Annotated in this window: 14 protein-coding genes; 6 read left to right on the top strand and 8 right to left on the bottom strand. The window is 47.2% G+C overall.

Annotation, left to right across the window (positions count from 1 at the left end; translation table 11 throughout):
* Positions 1-10: 10 nt before the first annotated feature.
* From trpD to rpe, 4 genes are read right to left on the bottom strand one after another with little or no spacing between them, the layout of a single operon-like run.
* Complete coding sequence (gene trpD, locus ICN16_RS08735) at positions 11-1,033, bottom strand: anthranilate phosphoribosyltransferase (protein ID WP_216136618.1); 1,023 nt, start codon at positions 1,031-1,033, stop codon at positions 11-13.
* Between the two features lie 23 nt (positions 1,034-1,056).
* On the bottom strand, positions 1,057-1,623 hold the full coding sequence (locus ICN16_RS08730) for an aminodeoxychorismate/anthranilate synthase component II (protein ID WP_215334222.1): 567 nt from the start codon (positions 1,621-1,623) through the stop codon (positions 1,057-1,059).
* The gene (trpE, locus tag ICN16_RS08725; RefSeq protein WP_216136615.1) at positions 1,607-3,112 is read right to left on the bottom strand and encodes an anthranilate synthase component I; all 1,506 of its coding nucleotides are present in this window, start codon (positions 3,110-3,112) and stop codon (positions 1,607-1,609) included. The genes ICN16_RS08730 and trpE overlap by 17 nt, the downstream gene beginning before the upstream one ends.
* Entirely contained in the window at positions 3,112-3,837 is a 726-nt protein-coding gene (rpe, locus tag ICN16_RS08720; RefSeq protein ID WP_216136612.1) for a ribulose-phosphate 3-epimerase, read from the bottom strand. Before rpe ends, trpE begins: the two co-directional genes overlap by 1 nt.
* A 49-nt stretch (positions 3,838-3,886) precedes the next feature.
* On the opposite strand from rpe, the gene apaG reads away from it, so the two are divergent.
* From apaG to ICN16_RS08705, 3 genes are all read left to right on the top strand, one after another.
* Positions 3,887-4,261: a Co2+/Mg2+ efflux protein ApaG gene (apaG, locus tag ICN16_RS08715; RefSeq protein WP_015420328.1), complete on the top strand. Its 375-nt coding sequence runs from the start codon at positions 3,887-3,889 to the stop codon at positions 4,259-4,261.
* Between the two features lie 124 nt (positions 4,262-4,385).
* A complete protein-coding gene (locus ICN16_RS08710; RefSeq protein ID WP_216136609.1) occupies positions 4,386-5,540 on the top strand; it encodes a murein transglycosylase A in 1,155 nt (384 codons plus the stop codon).
* Positions 5,541-5,564: 24 nt separating this feature from the next.
* A complete protein-coding gene (locus tag ICN16_RS08705) occupies positions 5,565-6,341 on the top strand; it encodes an enoyl-CoA hydratase (RefSeq protein ID WP_216136607.1) in 777 nt (258 codons plus the stop codon).
* A 20-nt stretch (positions 6,342-6,361) separates the two neighbouring features.
* Here ICN16_RS08705 and ICN16_RS08700 read toward each other — a convergent pair whose 3' ends face one another.
* From ICN16_RS08700 to bioA, 4 genes are read right to left on the bottom strand one after another with little or no spacing between them, the layout of a single operon-like run.
* Entirely contained in the window at positions 6,362-7,555 is a 1,194-nt protein-coding gene (locus ICN16_RS08700; protein ID WP_216136605.1) for a M20 aminoacylase family protein, read from the bottom strand.
* 19 nt (positions 7,556-7,574) lie between these two features.
* A complete protein-coding gene (bioD, locus tag ICN16_RS08695) occupies positions 7,575-8,297 on the bottom strand; it encodes a dethiobiotin synthase (protein ID WP_216136602.1) in 723 nt (240 codons plus the stop codon).
* On the bottom strand, positions 8,294-9,523 hold the full coding sequence (locus ICN16_RS08690; protein WP_216136600.1) for an 8-amino-7-oxononanoate synthase: 1,230 nt from the start codon (positions 9,521-9,523) through the stop codon (positions 8,294-8,296). Before ICN16_RS08690 ends, bioD begins: the two co-directional genes overlap by 4 nt.
* Complete coding sequence (gene bioA / locus ICN16_RS08685; protein WP_216136597.1) at positions 9,520-10,866, bottom strand: adenosylmethionine--8-amino-7-oxononanoate transaminase; 1,347 nt, start codon at positions 10,864-10,866, stop codon at positions 9,520-9,522. Before bioA ends, ICN16_RS08690 begins: the two co-directional genes overlap by 4 nt.
* An 89-nt stretch (positions 10,867-10,955) precedes the next feature.
* Here bioA and bioB point away from each other — a divergent pair, with 89 nt between their 5' ends.
* The 3 genes from bioB to mraZ all read left to right on the top strand — a co-directional run bounded on the left by bioB (position 10,956) and on the right by mraZ (position 13,339).
* Complete coding sequence (bioB, locus tag ICN16_RS08680) at positions 10,956-11,993, top strand: biotin synthase BioB (RefSeq protein WP_216136594.1); 1,038 nt, start codon at positions 10,956-10,958, stop codon at positions 11,991-11,993.
* 13 nt (positions 11,994-12,006) lie between these two features.
* Complete coding sequence (coq7, locus tag ICN16_RS08675) at positions 12,007-12,636, top strand: 2-polyprenyl-3-methyl-6-methoxy-1,4-benzoquinone monooxygenase (RefSeq protein WP_216136591.1); 630 nt, start codon at positions 12,007-12,009, stop codon at positions 12,634-12,636.
* A 274-nt stretch (positions 12,637-12,910) separates the two neighbouring features.
* Positions 12,911-13,339: a division/cell wall cluster transcriptional repressor MraZ gene (mraZ, locus tag ICN16_RS08670; protein ID WP_216136937.1), complete on the top strand. Its 429-nt coding sequence runs from the start codon at positions 12,911-12,913 to the stop codon at positions 13,337-13,339.

The following is a 13,339-nucleotide window of genomic DNA, read 5'->3' as shown; positions in this document are numbered from 1 at the left end:
AAGTTCTTAATTAATTTTGGGTTGCAGCTACAAATTGGTTTAACTTTTGCAGGGCGGCGCCAGATGCAATAGCAGCTTGCGCCATCTGAATGCCGCTGGCAATACTCGGCGCTACATCCGCTACATACAGCACTGCGCCAGCATTGAGGCAAACGATGTCGCTCGCTGGGCCAGGTGTTTTGTTGAGGACATCCAAAACAATGGCTTTAGATTCTTCGGCATCAGCTACCTTAAAGCTATTGGTCGGTGCAGTATTTAGACCAAAGTCTTGCGGATGAATTTCATATTCACGGACCTGACCATCCTTTAATTCGCCTACGAGAGTAGGGCCCTCGAGGGAGATCTCATCCAAACCATCGCGGCCATAGACTACCAGTGCGTGATCCATACCCATAGCTTGTAGAACGCGTGCTTGAATGCCAACTAAGTCAGCATGGAATACGCCCATCAGAATGCGCTTGGCATCTGCCGGGTTAGTGAGTGGCCCTAAGATGTTGAATATCGTGCGCACGCCCAAATCTTTACGAATTGGCACAACATTTTTCATTGCAGGATGATGATTTGGTGCAAACATAAAGCCTGCCCCAACCTCTGAAATGCACTTTGCCACTTGCTCTGGGGAAAGTGATAACTTCACACCTAGAGACTCCAGAATATCTGCGCTTCCGGATTTACTGCTGACGCTACGATTGCCGTGCTTAGCAATTTTGGCCCCGGCAGCTGCCGCCACAAACATTGCTGCGGTAGAAATATTAAAGGTATGGGCACCATCACCCCCAGTACCAACTACGTCAACTAAATTTTTTCTATCCGCTACATGAACTGGTGTCGCAAATTCGCGCATGACTTGTGCGGCTGCGGCAATTTCACCAACAGTCTCCTTTTTAGTGCGTAGGGCAACTAGTAGGCCGGCAACTAAAGTGGGTGGCATCTCACCACTCATAATCAGACGCATCATGGCTGTCATTTCATCATGAAAGAGTTCGCGATGTTCAATGCAACGTTGTAATGCTTGCTGAGGAGTAATAGGCATAGAGCTTCTTGGAGTACTTTTAGTTATTTTGCTTGTAGAAAATTCTTCAGCAGCGCATGGCCATGCTCAGAAAGAATCGATTCTGGATGAAATTGCACACCCTCAACTGCCAATTCTTTATGGCGCACACCCATGATTTCACCATCGGATGATGTAGCTGTAACTTCAAGAGCTGCTGGCAATGAACTCTTCTCAATCGCAAGAGAGTGATAACGCGTCACCTTAAATGGGTTGGGCAGGTCTTTGAAAACGCCAACACCAGTGTGATGAATGTCATCCGTTTTGCCATGCATCACTTTTTGGGCGCGAATAATCTTGCCACCAAAAGCTTCGCCGATAGCTTGATGCCCAAGACAGACCCCAAGAATCGGAATCTGTCCAGCATAGCGTTGAATAGTCGCTACTGAGATGCCTGCCTCCGCAGGACTGCAAGGCCCTGGTGAAATACAAATACGCGCAGGATTGATTTTGGCAATCTCTTCAACCGAAATTTCATCATTACGGAAAACTTTTACCTCCTCACCAAGCTCTGCAAAGTATTGAACCAGGTTGTAGGTAAATGAATCGTAGTTATCAATCATGAGGAGCATCAAGACCTCCTTGAACTAAGTCTGCTGCCATTAATACTGCGCGTGCCTTGGCTTCGGTTTCTTTCCATTCAGCAGTGGGGTCCGAGTCCGCAACTACGCCAGCACCCGCCTGAGAATGTAATACGCCATCACGAATCACGCCGGTGCGAATAGCGATTGCTACATCCATATCTCCAGAGAAGGAGAGGTAGCCTACCGCACCACCATAGACGCCACGTTTCACAATTTCCATCTCATCAATAATTTCCATCGCCCGAATTTTTGGGGCGCCCGATAAAGTGCCGGCCGGGAAGGTTGCCCTCAAGACATCCATATTGCTCATATTGTCTAGCAGCTCACCCTCAACCGAACTAACAATGTGTTGTACGTGAGAATACTTTTCAATTGACATTGAATCGGTTACCTTGACGGTACCCGTCTTTGCAATGCGGCCCACATCGTTACGCGCTAAGTCAATCAACATGACATGCTCAGCAATTTCTTTTGGGTCGGCAAGTAATTCTGTAGCAAGGCGTTCATCTTCTTCAGGCGTGGCACCACGAGGACGTGTGCCAGCTAGAGGGCGAATTGTCACAATCTTCTGGCTTTCACGTTGCTCTTGGCGTACCAGGATCTCTGGAGAAGAGCCCACCACTTGCAAGTCACCAAAGTCGTAGAAGTACATGTAAGGCGATGGATTCAAAGATCGCAAAGCGCGGTATAGAGCGAGAGGTGAGTCTGTAAATGGTTTGCTGATGCGTTGACCAATTACCACCTGCATGCAATCACCAGCCAAAATATATTCTTTGGTTTTGAGAACAGCATTTTCAAAATCAGTCGCTTTGAATTTACGTACCAATTCAGTTTTAGTGCTTGGTAGAGAGGCTGGCATGCTCACCGGTTTGCTTAGGCAAGCAAGCAATTCTTTTAATCGAGCCTGGCCTTTTTCAAAGCTATCAGTAACACTGGGGTCTGCATAGACGATTAAATAAATACGACCTGCGACGTTATCAACCACTGCCAACTCTTCGGTGAGCATCAGTTGAATATCAGGCACACCCAATTCATCTGGCAGATTGTGTTTCGCTAAACGCGATTCAATATAGCGAACTGTGTCATACCCAAAGTATCCCGCAAGGCCGCCGCAGAAGCGGGGTAGACCAGGCTGTACCGCTACTTTGAAGCGCTTGAAATAAGCATCTACAAAATCTAATGGGTTGTCATGATTAGTTTCAATCACTTTGTCATTAAAAAGTATTTCAGTCTTTGGTGAATCTGGCGTACCCACTGTTCTCAATACAGTTTTTGCGGGCAGGCCAATAAAGGAGAAGCGACCAAAGCGCTCGCCACCTAAAACAGATTCCAGAAGGTATGTATTCTTTTGTCCAAAGGCTTGTGTGAGTTTGACGTAAAGCGAGAGAGGTGTCTCCAAGTCGGCTAAAACTTCTTTTACCAATGGAATGCGATTGAAGCCCTGTTTTGCTAGAGCAAGAAATTCTTCGTGCTGCATTACGCTTTTCCTGACGTCGCTAGTTCTGCACGCATCGCCTTAATTACATCAGCATAATTTTCTTTGCCAAAGATTGCGGAGCCTGCAACGAATGTATCTGCACCAGCTTTGGCTACTTCTGCAATATTGTCGACTTTAATTCCACCATCAACTTCAAGTCGAATATGGCGACCAGTTTCTTGTTGATGGCGATCTAAGCGTGCACGCACCTGAGCAATTTTATTGAGAGTGCTTGGAATGAATGACTGACCGCCAAAGCCTGGGTTCACTGACATCAACAAAACTAGATCGAGCAATTCAAGGGTGTGATCGAGGTGATCAAGTGGAGTGGCTGGATTTAAAACTAAGCCAGCCTGACAACCTTGATCGCGAATCAAATTAATTGTGCGGTTCACATGAGGGCTTGCTTCTGGATGAAAGCTAATAAGGTTTGCTCCTGCCTTCGCAAAATCTGGGACGATGCGATCTACTGGCTCGATCATTAAATGCACATCGATCATGGCCGGTTTGGCATTCTTAGTCGCATGCGGGCGAATTGCTTCACAAACCAAGGGCCCAATAGTGAGGTTTGGAACGTAATGGTTGTCCATCACATCAAAGTGAATCCAGTCTGCGCCCGCTAAGAGAACATCTTGAACTTCTTTGCCTAGGCAGGCAAAGTCAGCTGACAAAATGGAGGGGGCGATGACAAACTGGGTATTTGAGGGTGATTTCTGGCTATCCATCCCTAGATTCTAGCTTGCAGTTGGCCTTAGGATGGAGCAGAATTCGAGCATGAATCCTCATGAAATCAGCATTACGGTCAAAACCCAGTATTTGCCCGACCAGTCCGACCCTGATAACCGCCAGTTTGCGTTTGCCTATACGGTCACTATCAGAAACACTGGTACGGCAAGTATTCAGCTCATTGCCCGTCATTGGTTTATTACGGATGGGGACAATGATGTCCAGGAGGTCCGCGGCTTAGGGGTTGTAGGTCAACAACCCCTCTTAAGGGCGGGGGAGCAATTTGAGTACACCAGCTGGGCCACTTTACCGACGCCAGCCGGTACGATGCGTGGAGAGTATTTCTGCGTAACTGAAGAGGCCCAGTTTTTCCAGGCTCCGATCCCTGAATTCGCCTTGGTAATGCCTAGAACCCTGCATTAGGCTCCCAAAGCACTACTTTTTCCCCTTACCGGTCCAAAGGACAATAAAGAGTAGGAGCGCTAAAGCGATCCCTCCCTCTACCGCAAATAGGATCATTGGGTATTCATCGAGTAAATTGGCAATCATGATTTCTATATCCAAATTAATAAGTCGCGAGACTACTTCACGAATTCTTCTCTGCAGTGTATTCGCTATCACCCTTGCTAGTCTCTTGGCGGCTTGCTCCACACCTCCTACCCGAGGATCTGGCTACCGCTCTAGCGGTGGCGCCCCATCCTCCTATAGCTCCTCAATTGCTAGCTTTCGATCAGCGTCATGGCAAGACTTGCCTGGCTGGCAAGGGGATGATTTAACGCAAGCATGGCCGGCTTGGCTCAAGAGTTGTGATGCCTTGCGTAAGCGCAATAGTGAGGTTAACTGGCGTCAGGTATGCGCTCAAGCCAGTAGCGTTTCAGGTCGAGATGGACGTGCGATTCGCCAATATTTTGAGGAGAATTTTCAGGTCTATGAGGTGAGTAACAGTGCTACTGGGAAAGAGTCTGGACTAATCACAGGTTATTACGAGCCTGTTATGAGTGGCTCTCAGACCCGGACGTCCACTTATACCGTTCCCTTGTATGGCCTGCCCAATGCGTGGAAGGGCGCCAAGCCAAGCCCTGCACCAACGCGTGCAGAGCTGATGAGTTCTGGGGTGCTGCGGGGCTCAGAAATTGCCTGGGTGCAAGATCCTGTGGCTGCTGCCTTCATGCAAATTCAGGGCTCTGGAAAAATTCGTTTGGAAGATGGGCGCGTATTACGACTTGGTTATGCCGGTACCAATGATCAGCCCTTTAAGTCGTTTGCACAGTGGCTATTGGATCGTAAAGAAATTTCCCGCAGTCAGGCGACCATGCAAGGCATTAGTGCGTGGGCTAAACGTAACCCAGGCCAAGTGGAAGAGATGCTAAATGCCAATCCGCGCTTTGTATTCTTCAAGGAGTTGCCAGGTAATGTCAGCGCCGATTTAGGCCCTAACGGTGCTTTGGGAGTGCCTTTAACAGCAGAACGCAGTATTGCTATTGATCTGAAGGCGATGCCTTTGGGTGCCCCGGTATTTTTGAGTACGACTAGACCATTGAGTAGTCAAGCCCTGCAAAAATTGGTGATGGCCCAAGATACAGGTAAAGCCATTGTGGGTGGGGTACGAGCGGATTACTATTGGGGATCAGGAGATGCGGCCGGAGAATTGGCGGGGCGCATGAAGCAAGATGGCAAGATGTGGTTATTGTTGCCACGCTAAACAAATCACTTTTGAAAGAGATCGATGACTTACAACACCATATTGACTGAAGTAGATGGCAAGGTTGCCGTCATTACTCTTAACCGCCCGCAAGTATTAAACGCCCTGAACGATGAGCTGATGGATGAGTTGGGCAAAGCCCTGTTAAGTTTTGATGCTGATGACAATATTGGATGCATTATTGTCACCGGCAGTGAAAAAGCATTTGCCGCTGGCGCAGATATTGCAACGATGGCGAAGTATGGATTCGCTGATGTGTATCGCGGTGACTTTATCTCTCGCAACTGGGAGCAAATTAGAAAAGTACGTAAGCCAGTGATTGCGGCAGTATCTGGATATGCTCTTGGTGGCGGATGTGAATTGGCGATGATGTGCGACACCATCATGGCCGCTGACAGTGCTAAGTTTGCACAACCCGAAGTAAAGCTGGGGATCATTCCAGGTGCTGGTGGTACGCAGCGATTACCGCGCGCAGTTTCCAAAGCAAAAGCAATGGACTTAGCATTGACGGGCCGTATGATGGATGCTGCCGAAGCTGAGCGCTCGGGCCTGGTCGCTCGCATCTTCCCTCAAGCTGATTTGCTAAAAGAAGTCAAAGCGATTGCAAAGACAATTGCAGACATGCCATTACTTACTGCAATGATGGTGAAAGAGGCAATTAATACCGCTTATGAAACTACGCTCTCAGAAGGCATTCATTTTGAGCGTCGTTTATTTCATTCTTGCTTTGCGACCAAGGATCAAAAAGAAGGTATGGCAGCTTTTATGGAAAAGCGCCCAGCTAAATTTACGAACTCGTAAAACTTCAGTACTCAGAGTAATTATTTTTCTAAGTAGCGTTGAGCTAGCTTGACCCAGTAGTTCACGCCAACAGGAATCAATGCATCATTGAAGTCATAAGAAGGATTGTGAAGATGGCATGGACCCATGCCATGTCCTACTGCGCGGTGATCGCCATCACCATTTCCCAGGAACACATAGCAACCAGGTTTCTCCAGCAACATGAATGCAAAGTCTTCGGCGCCCATCGTGGGATCAATTGAGGTATTGACATTTTGTGCTCCGACGAGCTCCCCCATCACTTCACTAGCAAACTCTACTTCTTTATCGTGATTAATGAGTGGGGGGTAGTTGCGAGCAAAACTCACTTCTGCTTGACAGTCAAAGGCACTAGATACGTTGTGTGAGATTTCTCGTAAACGCTGTTCAATTAAGTCCAAAACTTCTATTGTGAATGTGCGAACGGTTCCGCCGATAAACGCGCTGTCAGGAATAACATTGCTCGTCTCGCCTGCATGAAACTGCGTTACTGATAAGACAGCTGCATCCACTGGACGCTTGTTTCGGGTAATGATGCTTTGTAGTGCTTGGACAACTTGAGCTCCGGCCAGTACGGGGTCAGCACTATTGTGTGGCAAAGCAGCGTGCCCACCTTTACCGCGGATAGTGATTTCGAAAGTATTGCTTGAGGCCATCATCGGGCCGGAAGTCACGCCAAAATGGCCTTCGGCAAGTCCTGGCCAGTTGTGTAAACCAAAGACAGCATCGCAAGGAAATTGTTTAAATAATCCATCGTTAATCATTTCTTGCGCACCAGCACCGCCTTCTTCTGCAGGCTGAAAAATAAAAATCACCGAGCCTTTGAAGTCGCGATGATTGGATAGGTATTGAGCAGCACCTAAGAGCATTGCTGTATGGCCATCATGACCACAAGCATGCATTTTCCCGGGATTCTTTGAGGTATGTTCAAAGGTGTTGTGTTCTTGCAATGGCAGTGCATCCATGTCGGCACGCAAACCAATCATCTTGCCTGGACCTAAGTCACCATCAAGCTTGCCGACGACCCCAGTTTTTCCAAGGCCACGATAAACCGTGATTCCCCAGCTCGAAAGTGCTTCCGCTACAAGATCAGAGGTGCGGTTTTCTTCAAAACGCAATTCTGGGTGCGCATGAATATTGCGGCGAATCTCTTGAATGGCTGATGCGGAGTCGATGATTTCTGGAAGTAATCGCATAGCTTCATCTTATCTGAATTTACTCAGGCAGCTTTATATGCCCTGCAGCAAATCGTAAGGCCTCTATGGAGTAGGGGGTATTCTCGGGTTTCTGAAGCTGCTGCGGAAGGGTGGGGATGACACCTAAAAATGGCGCAAAAATTCGATCTTTTAAGGTTTGAATGTTCTCTTCTAAAAAAGGCATTTCCTCTGAAAGCGTATTCGCTACCCAGCCGGCAATCGTTAATTGACGCGACTGAATTGCTTCGCAAGTGAGAAGGGCGTGATTAATGCATCCCAAGCGCATACCCACTACGAGGATGACTGGTAAATCGATTGCCTGAGCTAGGTCACCTAAATCTTCTTGTTCATTCAAGGGAACTAAAAATCCGCCCGCACCCTCAACAATGACCACTTCAAATTGTTGATTCAGAGAATGCAAATCACCCAAGATGATGGTGGAATCAAGATAGATATCATTTGTCTGGGCAACAAGATGTGGGGCTGCCGCCTGATCAAGAACGTAAGGACAAAGACTTTGTTCATGAGGATTTAATCCTGCGGCAATCCTCAATGTCTCCAAATCTTCATTCAATTGATGACCGCTCGCGTCAATATAGGTGCCGGCAACCACAGGCTTAAAGCCAATTGCACGTGTACCCGCTTCCTTTAACTTGAGAATCAGGGCGCCACTAGCTAAAGTCTTCCCAACCTCAGTATCCGTGCCCGTTACAAAATAACCAGTAGATGTATTCAATGTCATGAATTACTTTCTACTGTTTGTTCAATGATTTTCAATACCTGAATCAACTCGCGTACGTCATCAACAGTATGGTTTGCAGAAAAAGTAATGCGTAAACGCGAACTACCAACTGGAACGGTGGGCGGGCGGATTGCTGGAATCCAATAGCCTGCTTCATCCAAGAGCTTAGCTACTGCTAATGCGTTGGCATTGCTTCCTAAAATGACGGGCTGAATTGGAGTAGATGAAGGAGTTTTTTTCCAGCCTGAGAATGTCATTTCATCGCGCCAAATCTGAATGAGTTCATTAAGTTGTTTGCGACGAGCAATGCCTTCAGCACCTTCGATCAACTTAAGGCTGCTAAGTAAGGTGTGAGCAATCGCTGGGGGTGTAGCTGTACTGTAAATGTAGGGCCGCCCCTTTTGAATGAGCCATTCAATAAAGAATTCAGTTGCGCAAATAAATGCACCACTAACCCCGGCTGCTTTACCTAGCGTGCCGACATAAATGATTCGTTCGGAATGCACGCCTGCTTGTTCCAAAATACCGTGACCTTGCTCACCAAGCACGCCAAATCCATGCGCATCATCTACCATCAACAAGGCGTCATATTGTTCGGCAAGGTGAAGGAGTTTTTCTACGGGCGCGATATCCCCATCCATGCTGAATACACCATCGACCACAATTAACTTGAGGGGGTGGGTATCTTGCTTTAGGGATTCTTCCAGTGAGTCAAGATTTTGGTGATCAAACAATGCCACCTTAGCTTTAGTTTGTGCGCTAGCTAGACGGACACCGTCAATCAAAGAGGCGTGATTGAGTTTGGCTGAATAAATACTTGCTTTACCTTGTTCCGCTAATCTAGCTAGGCCAGTAATCGCATTGATATTGGCAAGATAGCCAGTGCTAAAGAACAGTGCCCTTGCATTGGGAATATGTTTACTCTCGCAGGCAGCTAATTTTTTTTCAAGCAAGTCATGCGCAATGCTGTGACCGCTAATTAAGTGCGATGCGCCGCTACCAACCCCATATAGTTTTCCACCTTCCGCAAGTGCGGCAATCAATTCAGGATGGTTGGCTAGACCTAAGTAATCGTTACTACAAAATGCTTTAAGTTCTCGCTGATCAACATAGACTTTGGTGTCGCAGGGTGATTCATTGGTACGCAGTTTACGTCTCAGTAATTGCGTATCTAAGTCGGCAATCTGGTGTTCTGCCATATTGCGAGCTGTAAATAGTTTACTCATGCCAGCACCTGATTTAGAGCTCTTTGTACGGAGGCACCCATTTGCATTGCTTCCTCAGTGGTGAGGATGTACGGCGGCATCACATAAATCGTATTGCCAATTGGTCGGATGAGAATGCCCTCTGCCATGCTTGCTGAAAACATGTCACGTGAAAACGTCGCAGAATTTTTTAGTGATTCAGGTTTGATATCAAAGGCCAGGATCATGCCTTGCTGGCGGAAATGTTCAATATGAACATCTTCCTTTGCCCAAGAAAATGCACTTGCGAGATCTTTACTACGCCCAATATTTTTTTCAAGAACAGATTCAGTTTCAAAAATTTCTAAACACGCAAGTGCAGCGGCGCACGCTAATGGATTCCCTGTATAGGAATGCGAGTGTAAAAAGCCTTGTTGCATTTGATCGCCATAGAAGGCTTTATAAATTTCATCAGTTGTCATGGAGAGTGACAAGGGCAGGTAGCCGCCGCTAATGCCTTTAGATAATGTTAAAAAGTCTGGCCAAATTCCTGCGTGCTCACAAGCAAAAAATTTTCCTGAACGACCGCAGCCTACGGCAATCTCATCGGCGATGAGGTGAACGCTATAGCGATCGCAGAGCGAGCGCACTAAGCGTAAATATTCTGGTGAGTACATCGCCATTTGCCCTGCGCATTGAACGAGTGGTTCAATGATGATGGCCGCAATATAGCGATGCTCTGCTTCTAGCAACAACTCTAATTTTTTGGCAGCTTGCCTAGCAACATCATCAGCACTTTCACCAGGCTTTGCTTTTCGCGCATCAGGTGAAGGTACGGTGAAAACATCTTGCAAAAGTGAGCCGTAGGCTTCACGAAAAATCGCAACATCTGTAACTGCTAATGCACCTAAGGTTTCTCCGTGATAACCATTTTCTAGGCAGACAAATTTTTTCTTTTGCGGTAGATTGTTTAGACGCCAAAAGTGATGACTCATCTTCAAAGCAATCTCTACTGCAGAGGCGCCATCAGACGCAAAAAAAACGTGACCCAAATGACCTTGAGTTAAGGCGGACAGTTTCTCGGAAAGCTCCACTACAGGTGGGTGAGTAAATCCGGCGAGCATGACGTGCTCAATTTTTTCTAGTTGACTGCTAATGGCTTGATTGATGCGCGGATTGGAGTGACCAAACAGATTCGTCCACCAAGAGCTAATGCAATCGAGTAGCGCATTTTCCTTGTCATCAAATAACCAAGCACCCTTACCCTTAGTAATGGCAATCAAGGGCAATGACTCGTGATGCTTCATCTGAGTGCAGGGATGCCAAACGGCATCTAGGCTGCGATCAACCAGGGTGGTTTGATTTGGATCAGAAATAGGCTTCATGTTTGGTATTTGACCACTAGTTTTTCCTAATTTAGGCCTGTATCTGTTATGTTTATGCCTTGAATTGATCTATTTTCTGGAATTCGACCATGCAGGCCACCCAAACTACTGAAAAACCCCTCACCCAAGTCAAGTCCCAAAAGGATTTGCATAAAGAGGTCGACGCATCAGGCGCTTGGTCGGTGGCTCAAATTGAGGCTCTATTTGCCCTTCCATTTAGCGAATTGATGTTTAAAGCGCAAGAGACCCATCGCGCTAACTTCCCTGATGGCGATGTGGAATTAGCTACGCTCTTATCAATTAAGACTGGTGGGTGCCCTGAAGATTGTGGCTATTGCCCCCAGGCAGCCCGTTACGACACTGACGTGAAGGCTAATAAGTTGATGGATCTGGACGAGGTGCTTGAGGCTGCTAAGGCTGCCAAGGCCGCCGGATCTAACCGTTTTTGTATGGGCGCCGCCTGGCGGGAGCCCAAAGACCGAGATATTGAAAAAGTCACTGCCATGATTAAGGGTGTGAAGGCCTTAGGCCTTGAAACCTGTGCCACTCTAGGGATGCTGGAAGCCAATCAGGCCCAAGCCCTTCAAGAGGCTGGCTTGGACTTCTATAACCACAATTTGGATACCAGCGAGGACTTCTATCGCTCAGTCATCTCTACTCGGGGATATCAAGACCGTTTAGACACGATTTCTAATGTGCGTGCAGCAGGCATGTCAGTGTGTTGCGGCGGTATTGTGGGCATGGGTGAGTCCCGTGAACAGCGCGCAGCTTTCCTAGCGCGTTTGGCCAATTTAAGCCCGTATCCAGAATCAGTTCCAATTAACCACCTGGTTCCTGTTGCAGGCACTCCACTGGAAGATCAGAAGCCCTTGGATCCTCTGGAATTCGTGAGAACTATTGCTGTAGCTCGGATTACGATGCCGCGTGCACGAGTACGTTTATCGGCTGGTCGGCAGGAGCTCGGCAGGGCAGTTCAGGCCATGTGCTTCCAGGCCGGTGCGAATTCTATTTTCTATGGTGAGCAACTACTTACTACCGGCAATCCCGAGGCAGAACAAGACCGTGAGCTATTGGCTGAGCTGGGCTTGAAGACCAAACAAAGCTGCAAAGCAGAGGTTTTAGTCTAGTTTTGGCAAGCCTATGGCGCTAATCGACCGCTTCATTATTGAGTTTGATACAGCCTTACGTTCAGTCGTGGGGGGTGCTCATGCTCATCGTCCAACTCCGGGCTCAGATAAGCAATCTACTGCTTTGTTAGATCCGATAGAGCGAGAGCATGCTGCTGGATTAATGCGCGTTAATCATGTGGGTGAGGTTTGTGCTCAAGCGCTCTATCAATCGCAAAAATTAGTTGCTCGCAATCCTGAAATTCGACAGATGTTGGATCACTCTGGACAGGAAGAAATGGATCATTTAGCTTGGTGCGAAACACGCCTTCAAGAGCTAGGTTCGCACACGAGTTATCTCAACCCAATTTGGTATGCAGGATCCTTTGCAATCGGCTTGGCTGCTGGCTTAGCGGGCGATAAGTGGAGCCTGGGATTTGTGGCGGAAACAGAAAAGCAGGTTGAAAATCATCTCGAGAGTCATCTCAAAAAATTACCTGTAGAAGATGAGCGTTCTCGTGCCATTGTTGACCAAATGCGAATGGATGAAATTGAGCATGGACAGGCCGCAATTTCTGCTGGTGGTGCGGTCTTGCCCGAACCAATTCAGAAGCTCATGCAAGCGATGTCAAAAGTCATGACAAGCACTGCTTACAAAATTTAGTTCTAAATTAATTATTTTGCATATTTTTATTTGTAATACTGTTTATTAATACAGTATATTTATCCATTATTAGGCTAAATAGCTAAGACCTATTCTTAAGTATATTTTCCAAGCCGTTGTTTCAAGTAGCATTTTTATAGTCACCATTTTATCAAGACATGACGCTAAGTGTTTGTAATCACTAGGAAATTTCCTAAAAAATTACCCAAAAACACTTGACCCTCTTATTGCGATCCTCTAAAGTGGGAGGAAGTGTGAAAAAGTGGGGTAAATGGTGTTTCAAGGTGCGTCAGCTCTCAATTTAGATGCAAAAGGCCGCATGTCTGTGCCGGCAAAGCATCGTGACGCCTTGTTAGTTCAAGGTGAGGGTCGAATTACGCTTACAAAACACCCTGATGGATGCCTCCTGTTGTTCCCACGTCCTGAGTGGGAAACCTTCCGCTCACGTGTAGCTCAATTGCCGATGGATGCCCATTGGTGGCGCCGAATCTTCCTTGGTAATGCCGCGGAAGTGGATTTAGATAGCGCAGGAAGAATTTTGGTGAGCCCAGAGTTGCGATCAGCTGCAAACATTGAAAAAGAAGTGATGCTACTCGGCATGGGTAGTCATCTAGAGTTGTGGGACGCCGCTACTTACGCTGCAAAAGAACAGGCTGCCATTGCACAAGGTATGCCTGAAGCCCTGAAGCAATTTAATTTTTGA

The organism is Polynucleobacter sp. es-MAR-4, assembly GCF_018882055.1.
GTDB lineage: Bacteria > Pseudomonadota > Gammaproteobacteria > Burkholderiales > Burkholderiaceae > Polynucleobacter.
Note: the sequence above shows the minus strand (reverse complement) of the source record. Positions and strands in the feature narration are given on the sequence as shown.